Annotated in this window: 16 protein-coding genes; 11 read left to right on the top strand and 5 right to left on the bottom strand. The window is 60.7% G+C overall.

All coding sequences use genetic code 11. From position 1 onward, the window contains the following. Positions 1-63 precede the first annotated feature (63 nt). Positions 64-3714, top strand: coding sequence for a pre-peptidase C-terminal domain-containing protein (locus tag C7S18_RS09825; protein ID WP_170113203.1), 3651 nt, complete (start codon positions 64-66; stop codon positions 3712-3714). A 247-nt stretch (positions 3715-3961) separates the two neighbouring features. Here C7S18_RS09825 and C7S18_RS09820 read toward each other — a convergent pair whose 3' ends face one another. Then, the gene (locus C7S18_RS09820; protein WP_106891397.1) at positions 3962-4804 is read right to left on the bottom strand and encodes a DUF817 domain-containing protein; all 843 of its coding nucleotides are present in this window, start codon (positions 4802-4804) and stop codon (positions 3962-3964) included. A gap of 105 nt (positions 4805-4909) precedes the next feature. Between C7S18_RS09820 and C7S18_RS24465 the strand changes: the two genes are divergently transcribed. The 4 genes from C7S18_RS24465 to C7S18_RS09805 all read left to right on the top strand — a co-directional run bounded on the left by C7S18_RS24465 (position 4910) and on the right by C7S18_RS09805 (position 7040). Further along, positions 4910-5068, top strand: a complete 159-nt coding sequence (locus C7S18_RS24465; protein WP_170113202.1) for a hypothetical protein — start codon at positions 4910-4912, stop codon at positions 5066-5068. A gap of 195 nt (positions 5069-5263) precedes the next feature. Further along, complete coding sequence (locus tag C7S18_RS09815) at positions 5264-6295, top strand: response regulator (RefSeq protein WP_106891396.1); 1032 nt, start codon at positions 5264-5266, stop codon at positions 6293-6295. Positions 6296-6453: 158 nt separating this feature from the next. Further along, on the top strand, positions 6454-6807 hold the full coding sequence (locus C7S18_RS09810; RefSeq protein ID WP_106893986.1) for an MmcQ/YjbR family DNA-binding protein: 354 nt from the start codon (positions 6454-6456) through the stop codon (positions 6805-6807). Further along, positions 6807-7040, top strand: a complete 234-nt coding sequence (locus C7S18_RS09805; protein WP_106891395.1) for a glutaredoxin family protein — start codon at positions 6807-6809, stop codon at positions 7038-7040. The genes C7S18_RS09810 and C7S18_RS09805 overlap by 1 nt, the downstream gene beginning before the upstream one ends. Here C7S18_RS09805 and C7S18_RS09800 read toward each other — a convergent pair. Both C7S18_RS09800 and C7S18_RS09795 read right to left on the bottom strand, forming a co-directional pair. Next, a complete protein-coding gene (locus C7S18_RS09800; protein ID WP_106891394.1) occupies positions 7009-8160 on the bottom strand; it encodes an FAD-dependent monooxygenase in 1152 nt (383 codons plus the stop codon). The genes C7S18_RS09805 and C7S18_RS09800 overlap by 32 nt on opposite strands. A 1-nt stretch (position 8161) precedes the next feature. Then, the gene (locus tag C7S18_RS09795; protein ID WP_106891393.1) at positions 8162-10024 is read right to left on the bottom strand and encodes a LodA/GoxA family CTQ-dependent oxidase; all 1863 of its coding nucleotides are present in this window, start codon (positions 10022-10024) and stop codon (positions 8162-8164) included. A gap of 381 nt (positions 10025-10405) precedes the next feature. Between C7S18_RS09795 and C7S18_RS09785 the strand changes: the two genes are divergently transcribed. The 5 genes from C7S18_RS09785 (at position 10406) to C7S18_RS09765 (ending at position 14827) form a co-directional block, all read left to right on the top strand. Then, entirely contained in the window at positions 10406-10618 is a 213-nt protein-coding gene (locus tag C7S18_RS09785; RefSeq protein WP_106891391.1) for a hypothetical protein, read from the top strand. Positions 10619-10660: 42 nt separating this feature from the next. Continuing rightward, positions 10661-11176, top strand: a complete 516-nt coding sequence (locus C7S18_RS09780) for a hypothetical protein (RefSeq protein ID WP_146151852.1) — start codon at positions 10661-10663, stop codon at positions 11174-11176. A gap of 180 nt (positions 11177-11356) precedes the next feature. Further along, on the top strand, positions 11357-11779 hold the full coding sequence (locus tag C7S18_RS09775) for a helix-turn-helix domain-containing protein (RefSeq protein WP_106891389.1): 423 nt from the start codon (positions 11357-11359) through the stop codon (positions 11777-11779). 258 nt (positions 11780-12037) lie between these two features. Continuing rightward, positions 12038-14317, top strand: a complete 2280-nt coding sequence (locus C7S18_RS09770) for a nitric-oxide reductase large subunit (protein WP_106891388.1) — start codon at positions 12038-12040, stop codon at positions 14315-14317. A gap of 111 nt (positions 14318-14428) precedes the next feature. Then, positions 14429-14827, top strand: a complete 399-nt coding sequence (locus tag C7S18_RS09765; protein WP_106893985.1) for a SirB2 family protein — start codon at positions 14429-14431, stop codon at positions 14825-14827. A gap of 76 nt (positions 14828-14903) precedes the next feature. Here the strand turns inward: C7S18_RS09765 and C7S18_RS09760 are convergent, their stop codons facing one another. Next, positions 14904-18974 carry a C25 family cysteine peptidase gene (locus C7S18_RS09760; RefSeq protein ID WP_170113201.1) on the bottom strand — a complete coding sequence of 1357 codons (4071 nt, stop codon included), beginning with the start codon at positions 18972-18974 and terminating at the stop codon, positions 14904-14906. A gap of 225 nt (positions 18975-19199) precedes the next feature. Beyond that, complete coding sequence (locus tag C7S18_RS09745) at positions 19200-19664, bottom strand: RDD family protein (RefSeq protein WP_170113200.1); 465 nt, start codon at positions 19662-19664, stop codon at positions 19200-19202. A 268-nt stretch (positions 19665-19932) separates the two neighbouring features. Here C7S18_RS09745 and C7S18_RS09740 point away from each other — a divergent pair, with 268 nt between their 5' ends. Then, positions 19933-24078: a toll/interleukin-1 receptor domain-containing protein gene (locus C7S18_RS09740; RefSeq protein WP_170113199.1), complete on the top strand. Its 4146-nt coding sequence runs from the start codon at positions 19933-19935 to the stop codon at positions 24076-24078. Positions 24079-24109: the final 31 nt, after the last annotated feature.

Below are 24109 nucleotides of genomic sequence, written 5' to 3'. Positions count from 1 at the left end.
GATTCCGGTTTGGGAAACTGCGGGGACGTCGCTGTGAATAAAACAAGGGCTTACATCACAAATTTGAGTATTTTGACTTTGTTGTCGACGGTCGCTGTCGTGGCCGGCGCGCAGTCGAGCTCGATTCAATTGATCGAATATCAAGAGCCTTCGGCGACAGTCGAGCGTGCTGGGTCACCCGCGCCGCTGGGTTTTCGCGGCCAATCCTTGCGCGGCGCCAACGGCGGCAGTTTTGAGGTCGAGCCAAACGGCACGAGCGCAACCGCGACGCCGATTGTGGGTAGCAATACCTTCGTCAGCGGCACGGTATTTCCCGTCAATGATGTCGACTTCTATTCGTTTACCGCAGCGGCCAACGAGCGGGTCTATGTGGCCGTACAAACCCTGTTTGATGCTTCTGCCAGCGGCGATTCGGTGCTGGATGTGCTCGACGTGGACGGCACGACCGTGCTGGAGAACGACCCGAATGACGGCACCTTCAATGCCAACAGTTCCTCGATTGCCGGGCGGGTTCTGCCGGCAGCGGGTACCTACTTCATTCGGGTGCGCCACAACGTGGCAACCGGCACCATCCGGCCTTATGGGCTGAATTTCAGGCTGCAGTCGAGTGCCGCACCGACGGCCGAAGTCGAGCCGAACAACACGACGGCACAAGCGACGCCGCTGCCGGTCGACGGCCACGTTAGCGGAACGGCTACGGCGGTTTCGCCGGGCGAAGCGGACTTCTACTCGATCAATTTGAATGCTGGCGACACCGTGTTTCTGTCCTTAGACATGAATCCTGAGCGTGACGCCTCGGTCTGGAATGGCCGCCTCGGTCTTGGTCTGTTCGGTAATCCGCCGGCGAACCAGATCATCCTCGCCAATGACGCCAATGCGGGCGCCTCCGCCACCGATCCGAATTCCGAGGCGTTCTTTTTCACCGTCAAGGACGCTGGCACCTACTTCGTGTACGTCGATTCGATTGTTGCGGCGGGGCTCGGTGCGACAGCGACGTACAACTTGAGTGTGTCTGTGCGGCCGCAGCAACAGCCAGCCGGCAGCATGTGCACCACCTACACATCGACTGATGTGCCGCAAACCATTCCAACGGGCCCAGGTCAGGTCAGTTCAACCATCACCGTGCCCGGCAACCCGCGGATTGCGGACATTGATGTTGCGATCAATCTGAACCATACATTCATGCAGGATATCGATGCCCATCTGGTATCGCCGGCTGGCAACGACAACGGTCTGTTCACCGATATCGGTGGCGCAACGGTCGGTGGCCCGCAGACCTTGATGGATGTGGTGTTCGATGACGAAGCGGCGTTGCCGCCAGCATTTGCGTTGAGTGCGCCGTTCCGCGCGCAGCCTGAATTGGCCTATCGCCTGAAGTGGTTTGATGGCGAAAATGCGGGCGGTACCTGGACGCTGACGTTGCGCGACGACGCAACCGGCGATGGCGGCACGTTGAATGGTTGGAGCATCACGGTGTGCGAGCCTGTGCCGCCGCCTTCTTGCCCGGTTGGCTTTGTTCCGCAAACGGTCTACAGCACCGACTTCGAAGCGGGTGACGGTGGCTTTACACATTCCGGGACGGCTGATGAGTGGGAGCGCGGTTTGCCCACCTTTGCGCCCATCACCACTTGCAACAGCGGCACCAATTGCTTCAAGACCGACCTGGACAACACCTACGACGTCAGCAGCTCGCAAAACCTGCTGTCGCCCAATATCAATCTGGCTGGTCTGAGCGGGCCGGTGACTGTGCGCTGGAATCAGCGGCACCATATTGAGTCGGCCAACTTTGATCACTACAACGTCAATTTCCGGCCGGTGGGCGCGCCTGCCTCGAACGTCAACCTGTTCGAGTGGCTGGACGGGACCATGAACAACACGGTCGGCAATCCGGCGGTCACCATCAATGAGTCCTCGGGTTGGTCGGAATATATTGCCACCGGCGCAGCCTTGGACGCCCTGGCTGGCCAGAACACCGAATTGGAGTTCCATCTGGATTCGGATACCACGGTGCAACTGACGGGCGTGGCGATCGATGACGTATCGGTCACCGCGTGTCGCGCGGCCTCGGCAGACCTCGCCATCACCAAGACTGATGGCGTCACAAGCGCGGTGCCGGGCCAGTCCGTGACGTATACGATCACGGCCAGTAACGCCGGTCCCGATCCGGCCACCGGCAGCACGATCGCCGACACCTTCCCGGCCACGCTGACCTGCTCAACAACCTGTGTGGGCGCGGGTGGTGGTACCTGCACCGCAGGTCCGGTTGCGGGCAACCTCAATGACACAGCGGACCTGCCCGTGGGTGGTTCGGTCACTTATACGTCGGTCTGCCAAGTGGCTGCGGGTGCGACGGGTTCGCTGTCGAACACGGCGACGGTTTCCAATGCCATTACGGATCCGACGCCTGGCAACAACAGTGCCACCGATACCGATACGCTGACGCCGCAAGCGGATCTGGCCATCACTAATACGGACGGGATTGCCGGAATCAACGCGGGCGCCTCGACTACCTATACGATCATCGCCAGCAACGCGGGCCCGAGCAGTGATCCTGCTGCACAGGTCACGGATACCTTCCCGGCGAATCTGACATGCAACTGGACCTGCGTTGGCGCGGGTGGTGCGACGTGCACCGCATCGGGCTCCGGCGATATTTCGGATACCGTGAACTTGCCAGCTGGTGGCACAGCGACTTATACGGCAGTTTGTGCCAGCGATCCGAATACCCTCGGCATGTTCACCGCGACAGCCACGATCGCAACCAGCGCTGGCGTCACGGAGTTGGATCCGTCAAACAATTCGGCTGCCGATACGGATAACTTCACCGCGGCCGCGGACCCGAGCATCACCAAGACCGACTCACAGACCACCGTGAGCCCCGGCGCTACGTTGACCTATGTCATTGTTGCCAGCAATCCGACTGGGCCGAGTCGCGCTACGATGGCCGTGACCGATACGGCGCCAACCGAGTGCCAGAGCTTCAACTGGACCTGCGCGATGACCGGCTCCGGTAGCTGCGGCGCCTCGGGTTCGGGGTCCATCAACGATGCCGCTGACTTGTTCGTAGGCAGTTCTGCGACCTACACCGCGACCTGTGTGCTGAATCCCGCGCTTTCCAATGTGACGGTCACGAATTCGGCCGATGTTCTGGTCAGCAATGGCGTCACCATTGGCGGCAGCAATACTGCGACCGACACGACCGACATTCAGGGTAATCCGGATGTCAGCGGAACGAAGACCGTATCGGGCTCGTTCTTCCCAGGCGGCAATATTGTCTACACAATCGTGCTGACCAATTCGGGCTCGTCGGCCCAAGGCGACAATGCCGGTAGCGAATTTGTCGATGTATTGCCAGCGCAAGTGACGGGCGGCGTGCCGACGGCAACGACGGGCGTGGTGGTGAATACAGCGGGCACCATTAGTTGGGATGGCACCATTCCCGCAGGTGGTTCCGTGACCATCACGATTCCGGCATCGATCAACCTTGGGGCCAGCGGCACGATCCTGAACCAGGGCACCGTCAATACGGATCTTGATGGCAATGGCAGCAATGAGACCGCACGGTCGACCGACGATCCTGCCGTTGTTGGCGGTGCTGACCCGACGGGCTTCCAGATCGCCGCGACGGTGCCAACGCTCGATCGGATCGGTCTGCTGATGCTGGTGCTTGGCGTGTTCGGACTCCTCTGGTTCCGGGCGCGTTCGACGCATTGACGATTGCCGCAGTCATTAGTAAGTCGATTCAGCCCCGGGAAACCGGGGCTGAGTCATTTGAGGCAGGGCGATTAGCGCATTTGGTGCTGGAGATGGTGCTGGCCGTGACAGGCTCTCGTAACCAGAAGGAAGGCAGCTGCTGGCTGCATCGCGGGTCAAGCCAGTGCGCCGGGGTTGCGCTTGGTCAATCACCCTTGTGAGCACCAAAAGGAGTTTGGTAATGGATCGCTGGCATTGCGCGTAACGCTCAATCCGGAACGCGGATCGTGGCGCGAATGTGCTTCAGATTGGCGACGATCGTAAAGGTCATGATGACGAGCAACGACCACGAACTCCACTTGCTGACATGTACGACCGACCAGGCGCCCATCTGGTTCGGGTACTTCCAGATGCCAAAGAACGTGTTGAAGTTCTCAGCCAGCCAGATGAAGAAGCCGATCAACACGAAGCTCAGCAGCAATGGCATCCGCCGTTCGGCCTGCATGGGTCGAAAGTAGACCGTCGTGCGAGCGTAGAGTCCGAGAGCACATGCGGCCAGATACCAGCGGTAGTCGCCGATGTAATGGTGCGTGAAAAAGTTCAGATAGATGAGGATCGCAATGGTGGTTGCCATCCAAACCGGCGGGTGATGTTCGATTCGGAGCGAGAACAAGCGCCATGCCTGGATCACATAGCTGCCGATCGCGGCATACATGAAGCCCGAAAACAAAGGAACGCCATAGATCTTGGTAAACGCCTCATCCGGATAACTCCAGGATCGAATGCCGCTGGACGTCTTGAATGCTTCGAGCGCAAAGCCCACGACATGAAACAGCGTGATCGCTTTCAGTTCGTCCCAGGTTTCAAGCCCCGACCAAAGCATCCACGCTTGGATGGCCAGCGCAATCAGCAATAGGGCGTCGTAGCGGGGAATGCCAAAGAGGCCGGTTCGCGGCACCAAGAACACAGAAACAAAAAACAACCCCGCAAACAGGCAGGCACGCGCTTCCTTGATACCAAAGAACCAGAACTCCGTGAGTCCGCGTTGCCAGGCAAGCCTGGCTTTTGGCGCGCCAGGCTGAATCAAGAAAGCATCAAGTTGGTTCAACATTGCCGAAGTGCGCGTCCGTCATGGAGAGGTGGAAGGAGGTTGCTACCGAGCACAGCACGTGCGCCGCGCTGATCGCCTATTACTGGACCTGAGTTGTGATCGAACATGACCATGCCCGCCAGGCACATGCTGGATCAGGCGATCGCCAACGCGCGTCCCGAACTCTTGCAGGATCACCGCCACAAGACCAGCTTGAAATCGGTCGGATGCGTGGAGATTCTCGGGCAGGGTGGGCCGCACTGGCGAGCCCCTGCCGATGACTGATTCGTCCAAGTACCACACCAGACTTCTTGGCACGCCGATTGCATGTGTATGAAACGGCTTGACCAGACGCATCACGACACAATTGTGAGGCATCGAAACGCTCGGGTCTGTGGATACCAAAACGTGTCGAAATTCGCACTTGCTTCGGGCATCCTCGCGTAGCCTTCCACTACCGTTGCTTGGGCTGACTGCTTCATGACCGATCCAATTCGCATCCTTTGCCTTGGATTTGCGCGTCCAGAACTGCGCCTCATCAATTTGGCAATGGAGGCGGCTGCCCACACGCTGCCCAGGGGCTTTCAGATCGTCAACGCCGCGCAGCCGGCAGATGTGGTGATCGTCAATTGGAGTACGTTGAATATTGAGCGCACGCAGGCTTTCCTGGTGCAGCGCGTGCCCGAACTGCCCTTGATCTCGGTATCTGAAACGGGCGTGCTGGGACAACCCGGCCTCTGCACAAACGAAGACTTGATGCTGCAGTCGTTACCAGCCTTGGTGTACGAAGCGATACAAGGAATCGAGCCCGCAGCCCGGGCCAAGCCGCCTGAATATGTGTCCTGGCTCAGCGTTCGCCGGACGTGGGTTGATGGTTCCGGCGATCCCGAACTCAGCACCAACGTCGCGTTGGAAATTCGCGGTCGGATCACCGCCGAACAGCGAGCGGTTACCGAAGGCAGCGAACCACCTCGTGTGCGCGCTGCGCCGCCGCCGATTCCAGGCGATCAAGTCGAAACGGGCCAGCGCAAGACGCCTCGCGTTGCGCCTCCGGCACCCGCGACCCGGGCCGCAGCAGCGCAACCCCCACCTTTACCCTTACAGCCACTCAGTCAGGTCCGCGTGGCGCTCTTGGCCGAGGCACGCCCGGATTTGGCTCAGAACGTGGCCAACCTGCGTCAGCTGGGTGCCGAGGTGACGCTGTTTGGCAAGGAGAAGGAACTGCATGAGGTCTTCAAGAACAAGCGCGTGGACCTCGTTTTGATCGATGCTCGCATGCCCGACGAAGCAGGCTACAAAGCCTGTCGCGCGCTGTCCCATCATCCGGCCCGTGGCCGGGTCCCGCTGATCATGGTTGCCAACGATCTTCGTCCCATCGAACGCGCTCGCGCCGCCTATGCGGGTAGCCAGGGCCTGGTTTGCTGGCCCATTACCGACACGCAGGTCATAGAGCGTGTGCACCCGATCGTGACGCGGGCGGAAGCCAGTCGCGACCCGGCACCGAGCCCGTAGGTCAGGTCACGACAAGGTGCCCGGGGCGTTCAGGCGGTAGTGAATCTGGTGCCAATCCGGACGCCGTGCGCCAGTCGCATCGCGTGCGTCCGGCACCGGCTCACTGAAGTCTTGGTACAGTGTGCAGCGGCAGCGAAAGCTCACTGAAGGAGCGCTACATGGATCAGACCACATTGCACGCTTGGCTGGACCCATTGCCGGGTGTCAGTCACGATATCAAGTGGCAGGACGACCTGGTATACATGGTCGCCGGGAAGATGTTCGCGGTCTATTGCTTTCAGGGCAAGAACCATGGCCAGATCAGTTTCAAAGTCGAAGAGACCCGATTCCTGGAGCTCACCGACCAACCACACGTGATTCCGGCGCCGTATATGGCGCGCGCGCATTGGGTGTCGGTACTGCCTTCAGCCGCCTGGTCGCCGGCGGAGTTCAAGAAGGTGCTCCTGCACGCGTATCAACTCGTCCGCGCCCGGTTGCCCAAAAAGACGCAGCGCGAGCTCGGCGCGAACTGATGGGGCCGGTCCAACTGATTCGGCGCGAGAATTGCGGCCTCTGTGTGTTGGCGCAGGACATCTTGGCGCAGATTCCGGAGCTCCAGGTCATTGAGCGCTATCTTGAGGACGATCCTGAGCTCGTTGACCAGTATGGCTGGCGCATTCCAGTTGTCCGTATTGCTGACTTGAATCGCGAACTGGACTGGCCGTTCGATCTGATCAAGCTGCAGGCCTTTCTATATACCCCGTGACGGCTCTGACGACGCTGGCCCAGCCATCTTGCTGGGTCTGCCAAAAGCGCCTGTCAGCAACGTGCCTCGGCGCCCGGTACGCGTCGTTAATGTGCATCAGATAGCGGTTTGTCACCGAGCACATTTCCTGTTGCCACCGTCGCCACGCATGCAGGCTGGTCTCGCCGGATGCGCGAATGACCCTGCTGGCCGATACGGCGGAGGCGAGGGCGTGGAACAAACCTTGGGCCGACAGCGGGTCGAAACAGAGCCCCGCATCGCCAATGACCAACAGCCCTTGATCGGCGCGCAGCGCCGTCCAATCCAGGCCGCTTGAGTCGGCCGGAAAAACGGCGATGTCGTTGCTCAGGTGCCAACGACTTTGGTCGAGTTCCGGAAGCGCTTGGCGCACTGCTGCTTGCCAGACGCCCGTGGTTCTCAGGTCACGCCAGTGCAAATGCTGCGGGTCCGTGTGCAACGCAACCATTCGGGTCTGTCCGGGTAGGCGAACGGCATACCACCAACCATCGGTGTCTGCGACCAAGTGATTTGCAGCATCCTCGTCGCCAGAGGGCACCGTGTAACAGGCATGCACGCATTGCAAGGCCGGGCCGTGCCAGCGAGGTAGTCCGAGGAGGCGGCTCATCTTGGCGTAGCGTCCACTGGCGTCAACGAGCCATGGCGCGCGATGCGCGTTGCGGTCGTTGCCGATGCCGATGCCTATCAGCCAATGACCGTCGCGCCGATCAAATGATGGCGCGGATGCGGTCTCCACCAGCATTCGACCGCGCGGGTGCATGTGGTCGCGAAGCCAATGTTCAAAGCGCGCACGATCCAGGTGCCAGCCCGGACCTTCTGGATCACGGATCGGGTCCACCGCGTGCGGTACGGTTGTCTGCCATCGTTGCCAGCTCTGTACGCGCTCCAGATGCGGTTCAGCCAGGAATGCCGGGCCCAACCGAAGTTCATCCAGCAGACGCAGCGCTGCACCCGGGAGCGACTCGCCGATCTTGATACCTGTCCGTTCTGGTTTCGGGCGATCGATCAGCAGCACGCGGCAGTCGTCCGGCAATGCCAACGCAAGCGCCGCCCCAGCCGGGCCGGCGCCCAAGATCACGACATCCCAGTCTGTCGTGGGCATTTCAGCCCTGAGGTTTCGGCGTGCCGAGACGCGCGATGCGTCGCATCTCGCGATCCACAGTCTCGCGTTGTGCGGTGCTCATATCCTGACCGCCGCGGTCTGCGACTTGCATGATTGGCGGCAAGTCTGGGTCGCCTGGAACGCCTGGGCGCACTTCGACAATACCCTGGCCATCGAAATGCTTGACCATGTTTTCCAGTTGCTGTTGGTAGACCGTGCCAAGCGTGTTGTCCCAGTCGGTTCGATCAAAGTAGGCCGCGAGTCGTTTGGCCCGGCTCAATTTGGGATCAATCGCCTTCCGATAATTCTCCTCGGTCAGAACCTGGTTCGGTACGCGCGCCGGCCAGAACGTCGGCAGATACGGGTCGTAGTTGCGGTCGTAGCCGGAGCGGCAGCTGGCGGTATCCGTTTGCCAAGGAATCGCCATCCACCGGGTGATCGAGCCGGCGAACTGCGCATAAAGTGGGCCGTTGAAGGACTTGACCTCTTGGGGCGTCAGGGTGCTGCCGTAATCGGGCTCGGGTTGATCAGCCGGACGATGCCGCCAGCGGTAGGGCTCGCTGTACATGGTGGCGTGGCGCACCGGCCACGTCATTTCGCAGCCAGGGTGGAAGGCATCGGCAATGCAGAACTCCAATGCTGCCCGATCGAGCATCTCGGGTTGTTCGGCGATCGGTAGGTCGCCGATACGCTGCGGATACTTCGGCGCCGGATCGTAGTCGGCGATGAAATCGCCAACGGCCCACCGCTGCAAGAGATAGAGCTGCGTCGTCGTCAGCGCATTCATTGCGTTCTGCAACGGTGGCATCGGGACGTCCATCGCATCACCATAGACCCAGGGCCAAGGTTTCATGGAGATGTCGCCGTTTTCCGGATTCCGGAAACTATTGGCGATCGTTCGCCTGAGCTCTTCGTAGGTCTTGCCCGGATCGGCCAATTTGGCGAGGTAGTCCGGGTCCAGAAAGTGTTGCGGCATGCCGTAGCCAAAGCCGGCCGCAAATCCAGCATTGACCCATTGGAGATCACAAAGCGCCGTAAAGATCGGCAGCAGATCATGCTGGAACGAAGGGCGGGTAGGGGCCTTGAGTTGGCCGGCCTGAATTGCGACATCGGTCAGCAGTGCGAAAAGTGTGCGCACCGATTTTTGCTGCGGGCCATAGTTCGGCGGTGCCACCACCACCCATGCGGGCGCAACGGGGATATTGCGACTCCCGACGCGCACGCTGGCCTGTACGGGGCCGTCACTCGTATCGTCGTACCAGCCGTCATTGTTCGCAAACGTGGTCGGTGGCTTCTTGTCAATCGAGGCCGATTTGCCGTGGCCGCCAAAAACCAGCAGCCGGCCGGCCGCATCGGTTCGCAGTTCGCCGAGCCCGACCGGAATATCCATGAAGGTTCCGGAATCGAATCGGTACGCCTTGCCGGACGCATCCGGCTTGCTGATTCGTCGAAAGCCCGGTGTGATCGACAGCTTCAAGCGATCCTTGACCTTGGCATTGCGACGCGTTGACGGGGGCGCAGTCGCGGCTTCGGGGATATCGAGCGCGAGCTCAAAGTTGTACCAGGCGGCCTTGTGATTCGCGAGTTCCACTTGCCACTCAATGTCGATGCCATCCGCCATGGTCAGCTCGCAAACAGCAACCCCATGCGCGTTGTAGCCGTAGATTCGGAATTCCGCGACTTCGCGCTTCAGCGCGCCGGTACTGTCCCGGTAGTAGCCGGGTGCCTGCGGTTCTGGGTGCGTGACTTGGGGGCCAATGTAATAGCCGTCCGCCTTTTTCGAGTTGCCAACGCGGGCGATGCCAATCGATGGATGGATCTTTGCGTACACCACGTCGTCCAGACTCTGCTTGCTGCGTTTCATGCTCGAACTCCCCCAAGGAGTGTGATGATTCGGTGGGCGATGGAGACCGCGGCCAGACGGGTTCGGCGAGAATGCGAAACGGCCTGGCGTGACAATGATTCCATCGATTGGACGTCAAACGGTTTGCCCGACGTCGCCCCGAATGTTGGCCAGTACGTGCCACTTGTCAAGTCAGCCGCCCGTACATCTGCCAACGATCGTGCTGGCGGTCGACGCGCGGAACGCGTGTATCAGCCCGGATGCCAACGGGTCCAGCACGGGATCATGGCTTGCCAGCTTGATCGTCAAGCGCCAATTAGGCAGTCAACCTTTGGCCCTGGTGGTCGCCATTGATCGGGCGCACAGTGCCATCACTTCAGGCGCCGCACCAGGAGGCAAGCGATGACCGGCAACTCAGAGCAGACGCAGTCGTTCCGGCAACGATTAGTGTGGCTGGCAATCATGGCGGTGCCAGCCGTCATTACGGCGGGCATTCTGTGGGTGTTGACGCATTCGGTGCCAATGACGATTGCGGTGCCGACCGCCATTTGGACCGCATTGGGCGTGGCGCAGGTCTGGCAACCGCCGAATTCATCGAAGCAAACAGAGCGCTGATTCGTCGTCGGGCGACGCTACACTCGGTGCTGATGAATACACATGCCAACCATGCTTCGACGTGATGTCACCCGGTTTCTGCTGATCGTGCTGGCAACGCTGACTTCAGTGGGGAGCGCCAACGTCATGGCCGACAACACTGCTTGGACCCGCATCTCGGTGTTCTGGAACAATGGGAGCCTGCCACCACCGCACCGCCGGTCGGGCAGTTTAGTGCTGGAGGCCAATGGTCAAGGTACCCAATCGCTGGTGCAGGGCTATCACGTGGATGCGGCCAGCACCACCAAACAGGATTTCGTCGTTGCCGCGGCCAAGCTGGCCGCGCTTAGTGAGCAACTGCGCAAGCTCAAGGCTTTTTCCACACGGTGGCAGGCACTCGAACCGCACCCCGTGGGTGGCAGTATGCGCTGGCTCCGGATCGAGACGGCATCTGGTGTCATAGAAATCCCACCATTTCCGATCGCCAAACAACGGGAACGCGCCGCCGAGATCATCGCGGCAGTCAAAGCGGTTGTGCCCGCGCTAAACGCGTCCGAGATGACCATCGACGCAGATTGACCGATGGATTAGTGGGTGTTGAAACGCAGTCAATCTAAGGACTCGCGCTGAAGCTAAACCCGGTGTTTGTCTCGCGCGTTAGGAAGACACTCGGCAAAACAGAGGCTTGCAAGGCGATAGTGCTTCGATTCTGAAACAAATTACGGTAACCTATCGAATGTCGTCGATCGAGGGATACCGATGAATCTGGGCAAACTACTCAAAGCTGAAGTGCAACGCGTCGCCAAACGAGAGATCAACGCAGCGGTCAAACCGCTACGCGATCTGACCAAGCGGCAACGAAATGAAATCGCGGATTTGAAGCGCACCATTCGCGAACTAGGAACGAAGGCTCGTAGTGATCGCGCGAAAGCCAAACGCGCCGTGATCACGTCCGAGGACAAGCAACGCCGTTTTTCGCCGACACGCCTTGGCATTTTGCGTGAGAAGAAAGGGCTGTCCTTGGTGGAACTCGCCAAGCTCGTTGATATCAGTGGCCCGACGCTGACGCGTTGGCTGGCCGGCGAGTCGCGTCCAAAACCCGAGCAACTGCAACGGATCGCATGGATCCGAGCCCAGGGCAAGCGAGAGCTGCGCCGTGAGCTCGATGGTCTGAAAGGCTAAGGCAACTCAACGTTAGTCGCCGGTGGTCCGCTGGCGACGGTGTTGATCGCCTCATCGCGCTGCCTTCTTGGCGGCGCTGTTGGTATGCCTGTCAAACGCCGATACCCCCGTTCACCTGGCGGGTCGGCGTCGTTTTGTCTTGACGACCAGGTTGTGCCCGCGCATCCATGCCCGCGAAGTGACGCTCGGCTGATCTATATCAAGGCGCGCCCTGGGCCCGCTTTCCTAGCATGACCATCACTTCACAGGAGATGCGTCATGACACAAACCCGACGATTATGGTGGGGCCTCGGCGCCCTGCTGTTGGCTTCGTTTTCGGTGCTGCTCTACATGGGCGCCGACATCCATCGCCAGGCGCCGCCGGTGCCGGCAAAAGTCTTGAGCGAACAAGGCGAGACGCTGTTCACGCGCGAGGATATTGAGGCCGGACGCACGGTCTGGCAGAGTTTTGGCGGGCAACAACTGGGGTCGATCTGGGGCCACGGCGCCTTGGTGGCACCAGACTGGAGCGCCGACTGGCTGCACCGTGAGGCGATTGCCTGGCTCGAAATGCGTGCCAACGCCGAACTTGGCAAGGCTTATACCGATGCTGGCGTCGGCGTCCAAGCAAAGCTCGAAGCCGAATTGCAGCCGCTGATCCGGCGGAATTCGTACAACCCTGATTCCGGTGTGCTAACGGTGAGTGGCGAGCGGGCCGAAGCCATCAAGCGCGTGCAGGCGCACTATGTCAGCTTGTTTGGCGCCGGGTCCGACACCGCCGGTCTGCGCGAGACCTATGCGATGCGCGACAACACGGTTGATACCGTGGTGCATCGCGAACAGCTGACTGCGTTCTTTTTCTGGACCAGTTGGGCGGCCGTGACGGAGCGGCCCGGTAGTTCGGCGTCGTATACCAACAACTGGCCCTATGACCCCATCGTCGGCAATCGTGCGACCTCAAGCAGCTTTATCTGGACGGTTTTCAGTGTCTTGTTTCTGCTCGCGGGCATTGGGCTGCTGGGCTGGCACTATGCGGTCTATCATGGCAAGGAAAAGGTGCTGACGCCTCCCAACGAGGATCCGCTACTCGGACTCGTCCTGACGCCGTCGATGCGCGCCACGGCAAAGTATTTCTGGATCGTTCTGGCATTGTTTCTCGTGCAGATACTGCTCGGTGCGTTCACGGCTCACTATCAAGTCGAAGGTCGCGATTTCTACGGCTTGAACCTTGCAGAATTCCTGCCGTATTCGCTGACGCGTAGCTGGCATACGCAACTGGCCGTACTCTGGATCGCCACCGCGTGGCTTGGCACCGGACTGTTCATTGCTCCCGCAATATCGGGATACGAACCGAAGTTCCAGCGCCTGGGCGTGAACTTCCTGTTTCTGTGTCTTTTGATCATTGTCGTCGGGGCGTTCGCCGGTCAGTGGTTTGCCGTGATGCAAAAACTAGGTTTGGCGCGCAACTTCTGGTTCGGTCATCAAGGTTGGGAATACGTCGATATCGGTCGCTTCTGGCAATGCTTTTTGTTTGTCGGCCTGATGCTCTGGCTGGCACTGATGGGTCGGGCGCTGTGGCCCGCCTTGAAGCGCCAGGACGAAATGAGTTCGATTGTCGGGCTGCTGTTCTTGTCGACGATTGCGATCGGCTTGTTCTACGGCGCTGGCCTGATGTGGGGCGAGCATACGCATCTGAGTGATGTTGAGTACTGGCGTTGGTGGGTCGTGCATCTTTGGGTGGAGGGCTTCTTCGAAGTGTTCGCGGTGGCGGTGATGAGCTTCTTGTTCGTCAAGCTCGGATTGGTCCGCGGCAGTTCGGCGACGGCAAATGTGTTGTTCGCGACGATCGTGTTCTTGTCGGGCGGCGTGCTTGGCACGTTTCACCATCTGTATTTCACGGGGACGACGACCGGCGTCGTGGCGTTGGGCGCCGCATTCTCGGCGCTGGAAGTAGTGCCGCTTGCCTTTATTGGCATTGAAGCCTACGAGACCTATACGCATAGTAAGGCGACGACCTGGATGGCCCGGTATCGTTGGCCGATCATGTTCTTCATTGCGGTGTCGTTCTGGAATCTGGTGGGCGCCGGGTTGTTCGGGTTCCTGATCAACACGCCCATGGCGCTTTACTACATGCAAGGCTTGAACCTCACGCCACTCCATGGTCATACCGCCTTGTTCGGTGTCTACGGCATGCTCGGAATCGGCTTGATGCTGTTCTGCATTCGCTGCCTGAAGCCGGATGCGGTCTGGTCCGAATCGAGACTCCGCACCGCCTTCTGGACGCTCAATATCGGGCTTAGCTTGATGGCGTTGTTGACCTTGCTGCCGATGGGGTTGCTGCAGCTACAGGCAGCGCTGGAGCACGGTTACTGGTATGCCCGCTCGGCCGACTTCATGGGGCGACCGATCTTTGACTTGCTGGTCTGGCTGCGAGTGCCGGGCGACACGATCTTTTCGATCGGCGCGCTGGTGCTGAGCTTCAGCGTCGCGGTGTTGTGGTGGCCGAAGTCCGGCAAGCCGATGATTGCAAAGGCCGAGACCGCCTCAGTTCCGGGCTGAACAGTACGGTTGCAGGAGCGCGTTTGGTGTTGCGCCTGAACACATTGGGCGCAACACCATGCCGCATGGATCGACGATCCGCCTGTTTCACTGCCGCCAATGGAGTTGGTCATGGCCCACTACTACCTGTGGATCAAGTTTGTGCACGTCAGTGCCATCAGTGCCAGTTTCGCGCTGTTCGTACTACGTGGGATCCTGCATCTGCTTGGTTGGCCGCACGCGTCGCACTGGAGCATTCGATTCTTGAGTTACACGATCGATACCGTGTTGCTGACCGCCGCATTGATGCTGATCACGATTCTGCACCAGTATCCGCTCGTACATGCGTGGCTGACCGCGAAAGTGGTGCTGTTGCTCGCCTATATCGTACTCGGCAGCTTTGCACTCAAGCGTGCGACGACGCAGCGTTGGCGTGTGCTGGCGTTCACCGGGGCTTGCCTGTGTTTCGGGATGATCTACAGCGTGGCACGTGCGCATCACTGGCTTGGGTGGTTCGCTCCCTACCAATGAAACGATGCAGACGCTCGTTGCAAGCGGCGCAATCCGGCGGCCTGTCGGGCACGCCGGATACCAATTGCGGTAATCGCTACGGCAGGATCATCGCCGGATCGCCGAGCAGATTGCTGCCTTGCATCGGTTCAATCAAGTTCAAGCCCTGATTGGCGAGGCTCAGCCGCGCGGCCTGAATGATGTCGCCGATTCGCAGCCCAGATTGCAGGCGCGCGAACGCCTCGGGGCCGAGCCGACGGTGTCCGGAGATATCGGTGAGGGCCGCTGCACCAAAGACTGCCGCAGCGCCATGAGGCCCTTGCAGCAGCAGCGTCTGGGCAAGCGAGTTGGCGCTTGGCGACACATAGTAGGTGTTCCAGCAACCCCATTGCAGCACCAACGGTACGGCGGCGCTGCCAGCCAATTGCTGAACATCGGCGTTGGTGAACAATGGGTCGTAGGTCCATTGCCCCGGCGCAGAATGGCCAACGAAGCTGATGGATGATGGGTTCTGACGCCATCTCGCCAATAGATCGCCGCGCACGGAAGCCAGACCGAGTTCATCGATGGCCGCCCGATTCCGGGTCCAATCGGACGACAGGTTGTCGGCGAACTCATCGTTCATGGCCGCAAAACTCACGCCGGCATCGCTGCCGCCAGACACCAAGTACATCTCATGGGTTGGGTGAACGGTGATCTCGGTCAGCAGAATCTTGTCCACGAGGACTTGCAACTCAGCAGTTGTTCGAACCGGCAGGCGACCGATTGGCACATCCGGAACGCCGTCGCCATCACTGTCGGCCAGCGCTGAATCAAGCGGCGCAAATCGTACGATGTCACTGGTGGCGCGATAAAGCGATGGCACAAAACTGACCGAGCCGACTCCCAGATCATTGCGATAGTCGTAGGTGTCACCCCCCACCAACAACACGTAGCGCGTGCCGCGACTGATGATTGCCTTGGCGATGTAGCGCCGGATGGCTTCTGGATCCGGTTCGCCAAGGCCGTATTGATCATAGAGGTTCGCAACGTCCACGATGTCGGTCGTGAGCCCCTGCGCCTGCCGACGCTGGATCAGCGGCGCCAGGCCATCCATGAACAACGCATGGCTGATGACCAAGTATTCGGCTTGGCCGCGTTCCAGATTCACGGTTGCTGCGGCCGGGGCCAAGCGCGGCTTGGCAAAGCCCTGCTCGGTGCCAATATATACGGCGTCGCCAGTACGAACGCCGGGCACAAACGCGTTCCAAGTGCCGCTCTCCGGTGCCAGCCGCACCTCCGGCAACCAATACCAATTCCCGCGGCGGCGCAGATAGGCCACAGCGTCCGAGGCGTCCAGACCACGGACCTTCAAACTCGGGGGCACGGTGGTTACCGCAGACGTTTCAAAACCATCGGCCAGCAACGGTAGTACGGTTGGCTCTGGTGGCGCCGTCGCCGGGTCATTGGCGACCGCACCGAACTGGACTGATTCCGCAAACCATCGACCCGATCCTGCGACCGCCAGTCTTGGGTAATTAAGCCGTACGGCATCGAGATTCATCACATCGAACGGGTAGGGGGTTGCGCCCGTGGCGTCGATGCCGACTGCGATTGACGATTGGTCTGGCGACAGCGGCAGGTCATGAGTCAGGTTGATCGGAATCAGACCATCGGCACTGACTTGTTGAACGGCTACGCCGCCAACGCGCAGGCGCACATCGTGATCGGGCGGCTGGCCGATATGATTGGTCGCGCCGGTTAGATCGACGCTCAGATGGGCACTGATTGAAACATCCGCCACGGCCGACAGGTTCAGCGTGACGTCTTTGCTGGCGGGCACGCCCTGATGCGCGAGCAGGCGGTCGGCATACCACGGATCGGCCGTGGGCGACGCAAAGTTGTAAGCCTTTTCTGGCGCATAGATCGATTCCTGCCAGGCCCAGGCGGGCATCGAGGTGCCCGGAACACTGGCATCGGTGTTGATTTCCAAAGCGCGCTCGGGCGCGACTTCGATTCGATACACTGCCTCGCGTCCATACAGCGACTGTCTGGGTTCGCCAAAGAACTCGATCTGATCGCCCGGGCCGAACACGGCGTCCGTAGAAACTACGCGGCGCGCGATCGGCTGGTCACCGCGCACAACCGCGACTGCGGCAATGGGCGCGCCACTCAAATCGACACCTGCGGCCAGCAGGTCCTCAAACCGGATACGTTGAAACCCGCGCTCAGTAACAAAAGCCTTCGCAGCGCTGGCGTTGGTGCCCGCAGGAGCGTCCGTCTGCAGACTCTGGCGCACGTTGCGCCAATCAATTTGGGCTGCCACCGGCACGGCGCCAACGACCTGATTGAGTTGATACGGGCCGTGCATGGTGCGGTTGCCGCGAATATCGAACTCGGCGAGCCAATATTGGCCGCTGCCCGAAGGCGTCAAACGGGACTGATAGGCGGTGGGCTCGGTGCTGTTGCCGCGTTCGCTCGGGGTCAATGTAGCATCGAGTGGCAACGTTGCCGCCGAATCGCCAAACCAACGAAACCCAACGCTCTGATACTCCGAGGCGGTATGCCAAATCGCCGCGATGGCACCGCCGTCCTGTCGCACGTCAACATGGGCGAGTGTGACCGGCAACGGTGCACATTCAAAACCGGGCCGCATGCCGGGTGGTGTGGTCGAGAATTCGGCGTCGGTACCGATGGTTCCTGGGCCCGCTCCGTACGTGCTCAGGTCGGTCGTGGTCGTTCCCGCCGCGCCCAGCGCGACAGATCGCGTGCCCGTCGCCATGCTCGGGCCACGCAGAATGCGTCCGCCGCCGCCGCCGCCGCCCGGACCATGGCGATTGCCAGTGGTCGCGCCACCGGGGTCGGACGTGGGCCAGGCATTGGTGCCATTCGCCCCATTAGCTGAAATCGCGATGGCACTGGCGTCACTCGTGGTCAGGCTCTGGTTGTCGCGAATGATGATCGTGCCACCGGCACCGCCACCGCCCGCGCCATCGTTATCGGGGGTTGGACCTTGCGCGCCGTTGGCAAGCAACGAACCAGTGCCGCGAAACTCGCCCGTTTGAATGAAGATGATGCCGCCACCGGCGCCCCCGCTGGATTGTTGTCCAGTCGAGTTGTTGCGCGCGCCAGCGCCGCCGCCGCCACCGAGAACAATGCGATTGACGGGCGTGGCGCCTGGTGCAAATGCGCCACCGCCGTAGCCACCCGTCGCTTGATTGCCGGACCACGAATTGCCACCAATGCCGCCGTTACCGCCATTGGCACCGCCACCGCCACCCGCGTTCTGATCGTTGGATGTCGCATTGCTGTCGGTACCGCCACCGCCCGCATTGCCTGGGGCCCCACGACCTGCGCCGCCGTTGTTGTAACCCTCATCGGTGCCGGTATCCACCAGGGCACCTGTTTCCTGGTTGTAGACATAGCGTGTGGTGCCCGCAATCCCTTCGCCTTTCGCGCCATGCGCGTCCTGCGTCACGACAGCGCGAAACGTCGTGTTGCTGCCGCCACTCTGACCGCCGAGCCCGCGGCCACCGCCGCCCCGAAACCCGCGGCCCGTCGCATCGACATTGAAGCCATTCAAATTGGTGCGACCAATCGTATCGATCACGAGGACGCCGCCCGTGCTGCCATCCCAATAACGAGCGGTCAGATTGCCGCTCAGTGTGGCCTGCCCGTATTGCGGCACACGGACAACTTGGAATGTTGCGCGACCCGTATCACCGGAGCGCGCAGCGCTGGTGTATGCGTTCAGCAGCCCAGCACTGGTGCCGCGCCCCTGAATCGGAATCTGGCCTGCCGTGCAGCCAAATCCGCCGGACGCGCCGACAGCCCCGCGTGCCTCGACGAATTCGTAGTTGCCGACCGTCAGGTTATCAGTCAGCCCGCCGGGCGGATTGTTGACGTTGTCGCCATAGTTGGTGCCGTTGCTGCTGTTGATCGTGGCACGCTGCATTTGGATGACCAGAAGTAGGTCTCCGGCCGCAACGGCCGTCGCAGCGCCAGTAGCCGTTCCGACCGAGATGCACCGGTTACCGGCAGCGGCACTCGCCGTGCCCGGGTAGTACGTGTTGACGATGCCGGACAGACTCGCCGGCGAGCCGTCATTGCCGGGTGTCGCGCATTCGGCATCCGGCATGGTTTGCGCTTGACTCAGACTGATCGACAACAGCGAACTGGTCAGGGTCACGGTCAATCGATTCAGAACAACAGATGTTACGCGCTTCATGGCAACCAGCAGCAGCGAGGGGATATTGCACCCTAGCCGGTGTGTCCAAGACACGGTTGCAAACTTTGGTCGTAACACTCTGAAATAGAGTGCCGAACCCGCTGATTTTGCAAATCTTTCCCGAAGGCCTACCGCTCGCACCGACGCTGAACGTCTTTAATGCCTTCCGAAGCGCTTTGATCCGGATCAGATACGAACCATGACCACGCGCGTCTTTGGAATGCTGTCGTGCCAGCCAATCGCGTTCTCACTGAAAAACGAAAAGGCTTCGAACGGAATCAGCCGGCAAAACGATCGACCCAAGATCTGTCCGAACGTCGGCTTCAACCCGTGCTCGTTGACGACCTTGGTCCCGAAGACCCACTTCCCGGGCGTTCGCTGCCAAAGTCCTTCAAAAAATGCGTAGTAGCCAATCAGGATGCCAAGCCCCAATGCAAGGTCCGGAATTTGCTCCAGCGCCTGGATGCCCGCGTCGCCGAGCACGAGTCCAATGAACAAACCAACGACCATGCCGGACAGAACGAAGCAGATGTAGTCGATGACATAAGTACCAAAACGCCGGCCACGACTGGCATACACCATGGGTATCGGTGCTTCATCAGTCAAGATGTCGCTCTCGGGTGGCGAATAGGGATTGTCAGGTTGGTTCATGCGGGCCTCCTCGTTCCGTGCCTGCCGACGAGTATCTTCAAATCCGTATAGAGGGTCCACCATTGATTGTTGCTTGGGGCACCCGGCCGGGCTGCATCGGCAAGCCGCAGCCGGGCCGTTCCGGATGGCCACAGTCGGGTCGGCAGTCTGCTAAATTTGGCGCACCAAGCGCCGCCATCGCGGCGCGACTCTCTTGGGGCAATACCGAATGCGTGAGCTCAGCCGGACTCCGACAACGCGCCACCTGCTGACTACTGCGTTTTTCCTCATGATCGTTACCCTGTGCGTTGGCAATGCTTATGCCGCCGATCGATCATGGGATGCGAAATCACCTTGGACTGAAGCCGAGATTGAAGGCCTCATCGCGGCGCTTGGCGATCCTGCGGAAAGCACCCGTTTGAATACCCTGCAGATGCTTGCCATCGACGGATACTCGTACCAGGACCCGCGTCTGGTCAGCAAAGTGGCCGAAGCGCTGACATCCGATGACGAAGATGTGCGGCGTGCGGCGATCAGCGCGCTGCGACCCGCCGGAACGTCGGCAAGCGCGCACGTCAACGCGGTCAAGGAGGTACTGACGGGCCCGGAATCAGCGTTGCTGCCAGCTGCCGTTCTGACGCTTGGGGCCATCTCACTTGCTCCAAGTCAAGATCTTGCCGGGGTCGCCGAACTGCTCAAGCAGCCCGACGTCGCGGTGCACGATGCGGTGCTGCAAGTGTTAGTCGCACATCCCGATGCCGCACGCGGACAAGCTGCCGCATTGCTGTCCTACGCGGGACGCCCAGTGGCGGCAGCCCAACAAGCGATTCAGGGGCAGCGCCAGGAGCATGTTGGACTGGTTCTGGGCCGACTCGCCAGTACCGAGCCTGACATCTTGTTGCCGACGATTGTGGCGGCATTGACCGCTGCTTCAGAACCCGGAACTGACGCATTGGGCATGCAGCGCGCCGGGGTAGTGGCCGCCTTGGTGGCCATCGAACATGCTGACGCGTTCCGGGAACTTGAGCCGCCACTGCGAGCCATGGTGGCGCCGGCGCTTCTGTCGCAACGGCAGCGACTCGGAGGTGCCAGTGAGGTCAGACAATTGGCGCGCATCCAGCAACGCGATCTCGAAGCGCGTCTCGCTGTCATGGCGGCAGCCGCGCTCCTGGTCATGAATCCTGGTGACAACAACATTCGCGCGTTTCTGAATCGGTCGGCCAACGGCGACTATCACGACGCACTGGTTTCGGCTTTGCGCTGGCAGACCGCAGCGCCCGATCCGGCATTGCTGCGGCAGGCCGTGCTTGGGTACAGGATGAGCAGCGGACAGTCGCTGCAGGCGCCCGAAGTCCAAACGCTGGTGACCGTGGTCAAAGCGAATCCAGCAGCGCTGGCGGCGTTCAGACCGGCTTTGACGGATACTGATCAATCCGTGCGAGTGGGCGCGCTGCGGTTGCTTGGGCAAATTGATCTGCCGCTTGGTCCCTTGGCTGACACCTTGCCGCGCATGGCCGCGCGGCCCAGCGCCGGGCCAGACGATGAACTCGAATCTGCGCTCGCGACGGAGCTCTTGGCACGCAACGGTTTGGCGACCTCGGCACAGATCGACGCGGTGGTAGCGAAGCTCAGGCACTTAACACCTGACACCCCGACGCTGCCCTTGTTGACTGCACTGGCTCATACTGGTCTGCCCACAGCGTGGACCGCGGCCGATTCCGCTCGCCTGGTCGCTCAAACGCCGACGGCTGAGCGCTTGCTGCTTGCGGCGACCAGCCCGAACTCCCATTGGACGCAAGAGCCGGTTCATTGGTTGAAGCAACTGGCCGCGCTCGACGGCGCACTGGCTTGGAGTCCAGGCTCTCGCGAGGATGCTCTGGATCTTGCCGACGCGCTTCGACGCCTGGGGCCGCTCCGTGGCGCGGCCGGATTGCGGCCGTTTCTGCTTGGCTGTATCCGTCGTGCCGAGCGTTGCGATGGCCTGCGGAGCCTGGCCTATCGCTTGTTTGGGCACGATCGCGAAAGCCGCTTGTTGATCGTCGAACTCAGCGATCATGAAGACTATGAAGTCCGAAGGGATCAGTGGCTGCGCCAGCAATCGACTCGCGATCGGATTGCAGCCATCACCGGTCTGCTGACGCCGATTGCTGATCCAGATCGCACTGATCGGCGCCTGTACAGCGAGGCCGCGCGAAAAATGCTCGAGCTGATTGGCCAGGAGCACTGGACACCTGCCGACGAGTCGGCGTTGACGACTTGGCGGGAGTTACTTGAGTCTGTCGGCGAGACGGCCTATGCCGAGCAGATCGACCGGATCCTCCGGCAGATCAAGGGCGTCAGCTACTTGCGGTGGCTCGGATGGCTTCTACTTGCTAACGCGGCGTTCTGGTGCGTGGTGATGTTGCTGTATCCAAGAGTGCGATTCCTGCAAAGCGGCTTGATCTGGAATCGATGGGTGCGCCGTTTGTTGGGATTGGGCTATGTGGGGTTGCTATTGCGCGTCGTGCCAGCGTTGGCCAGGCGATTGTTCGCGCCGTTTCGAGCCGCTTTGGTGCCGCCCGGCGCGTTGACTGGGTTTCAGACGCAGAGCTACTACAACCGCTGCCAGATGCGTCCGGCTCGTGGTCGTGACCAAGAACCGATTCCGGTCGAGTCCGTACTCAAAACAGCACGTGGGCGGGTAGTGTTGCAGGGGGCGTCCGGGCTCGGCAAAACGACACTCCTGCGGCACTTGGCGCTGCAAGGCGACGATACGGTCATGCTGCTTCGCGCGCTCGATTGCAAAGAGGGCGTGCTGCGCGCGATTCAATCGCGTCTTCCGGTGTCGGCAGGCGATCCAGATTTTCTTGCGGCGCTCGTACAGTCTGGAGCGCTCATACTGATGATTGACGGGTTGAATGAAGCGAGTCCGGATACACGGGCGCGGATCGACCATTTTCTGCAGTCGGACTATCGCGGTTACTTCCTGTTGACCACGCAGCCGCTCAATTGGGAACCACCGGCGCAGGCGGATGTTTATGACTTGCTGCCGTTGGCCGAATCGGCGATTCAAGAATTTCTGATTCAGCAGTGGGCCGCATTGAAGTCGGTGCAGCCGGATCAGTCGGCCTACGCGCAATCCGTCATCGCGTTCATCGGTGGATTGCAGACAGCGGCCGGGCAGGGCGATGAATTGGCACTGCGCCGACTGAATGCGCTCTGCAACCCGATGGAAGCGGTGTTGGCTGCGGAGCTGTTGGCGAAGGGGCAGCGTCCTGATACCGGGCGCATGTTGGAGCAGTTCTTCTCGCTGATGCGAAGTGACTTCAAGCAAATCGAGAATCGCGAGTTTCCTGACGCGGCGTTTGCCGAGCGGGTATACGACTGGCGGCTGTCGAGTCAGGCGTTCATTGACGTCACCGGGTTTGAGCGCGAGGCTGAATTCTTAAGACAGCACAAACTGATGCGCCGGCGCGAAGAGGAAGTGCCGCAACGGGATGGCCAACGACGTATCGAAGCGGTTTGGCAGTTCCGCCATGACCGAATCATGGACTATGCCTTGTTGCCAGCATTCCTGGCGGACCATCAGGACCGTCAGTTCAAACATTGGCGAGACGTGCGGTTCAATGGCGTCTACGATCTGTTGGTCGAGCGGTTGCCGCTGGAACAAGCACGGCAGCTGCTGTCGTTTCTACAGGATCGGGCCGCTGAGTCGAATGATTCGGCACTGTGCTTGCGGCTCGCGGCAATATTGCGCGAACGCGAAGGGACGCTGCTCGGCACCATCGAGCAGGATTATCTGGCCACGCTTGAGCAAATCCAGCACTACGCGAGCTTGGATACCGAACCCGGTCCCGATGCGCACCGTGAGTTGTCGGCGCGTTTGTCGCTGCAGTTGCAGCGCACGGCGGGTACGCCATTTCCGCGCCGCGCAGACATTCAGCAGACACTCGAAGCGCTGCATCAGGGACGCATCTGGCGGGCGCTGCGCTTGAAGCGGGATCTGCCCGCACCAACGGGCGACGCCGAAGCACCATTCGATGTGTTCCTGAGCCACAACAGCAAAGACAAACCCGCAGTGCGCGAACTGGCGCAGGCGCTCAAGGCTGACGGTTTGAAGGTGTGGTACGACGAGTGGGAGTTGGTGCCAGGCCGCCCGATTCAAGAAGCGCTGGAGAATGCCATGTTGCGCTGTCGTACGGCGGCTGTATTAGTCGGCGCCGATGGCTTTGGACCTTGGGAAGTTCCTGAAATGCGCGGATTCCTGGCGTTGGCGGTTGAGCGCGCGTTGCCCGTGATTCCCGTGTTGCTCCCAGGCGCGCCCGCAAAGCCGGCGTTGCCGCTGTTCTTGAAACAGTTCCTCTGGGTGGATTTGCGCAGCGGCGTGGTCGGCGACAATTACGACCGCATGCGCTGGGGCATCACGGGCATCCGGCCAAAAACCGTCTTGACTTGAACGACTGTTGGCAGCAGGCCGAATCGCTTCG

Source organism: Ahniella affigens, from assembly GCF_003015185.1.
GTDB lineage: Bacteria > Pseudomonadota > Gammaproteobacteria > Xanthomonadales > Ahniellaceae > Ahniella > Ahniella affigens.
Note: the sequence above shows the minus strand (reverse complement) of the source record. Positions and strands in the feature narration are given on the sequence as shown.

Coding starts and splice junctions, on each gene's coding strand:
- C7S18_RS09815 (WP_106891396.1), top strand. CDS start 5,264: ATGACCGATCCAATTCGCATCCTTTGCCTTGGATTTGCGCGTCCAGAA.
- C7S18_RS09805 (WP_106891395.1), top strand. CDS start 6,807: ATGGGGCCGGTCCAACTGATTCGGCGCGAGAATTGCGGCCTCTGTGTG.
- C7S18_RS09740 (WP_170113199.1), top strand. CDS start 19,933: ATGATCGTTACCCTGTGCGTTGGCAATGCTTATGCCGCCGATCGATCA.
- C7S18_RS09785 (WP_106891391.1), top strand. CDS start 10,406: ATGACCGGCAACTCAGAGCAGACGCAGTCGTTCCGGCAACGATTAGTG.
- C7S18_RS09795 (WP_106891393.1), bottom strand. CDS start 10,024: ATGAAACGCAGCAAGCAGAGTCTGGACGACGTGGTGTACGCAAAGATC.
- C7S18_RS09780 (WP_146151852.1), top strand. CDS start 10,661: ATGCCAACCATGCTTCGACGTGATGTCACCCGGTTTCTGCTGATCGTG.
- C7S18_RS09745 (WP_170113200.1), bottom strand. CDS start 19,664: ATGAACCAACCTGACAATCCCTATTCGCCACCCGAGAGCGACATCTTG.
- C7S18_RS09775 (WP_106891389.1), top strand. CDS start 11,357: ATGAATCTGGGCAAACTACTCAAAGCTGAAGTGCAACGCGTCGCCAAA.
- C7S18_RS09770 (WP_106891388.1), top strand. CDS start 12,038: ATGACACAAACCCGACGATTATGGTGGGGCCTCGGCGCCCTGCTGTTG.
- C7S18_RS09810 (WP_106893986.1), top strand. CDS start 6,454: ATGGATCAGACCACATTGCACGCTTGGCTGGACCCATTGCCGGGTGTC.
- C7S18_RS09800 (WP_106891394.1), bottom strand. CDS start 8,160: ATGCCCACGACAGACTGGGATGTCGTGATCTTGGGCGCCGGCCCGGCT.
- C7S18_RS09820 (WP_106891397.1), bottom strand. CDS start 4,804: ATGTTGAACCAACTTGATGCTTTCTTGATTCAGCCTGGCGCGCCAAAA.
- C7S18_RS24465 (WP_170113202.1), top strand. CDS start 4,910: ATGACCATGCCCGCCAGGCACATGCTGGATCAGGCGATCGCCAACGCG.
- C7S18_RS09765 (WP_106893985.1), top strand. CDS start 14,429: ATGGCCCACTACTACCTGTGGATCAAGTTTGTGCACGTCAGTGCCATC.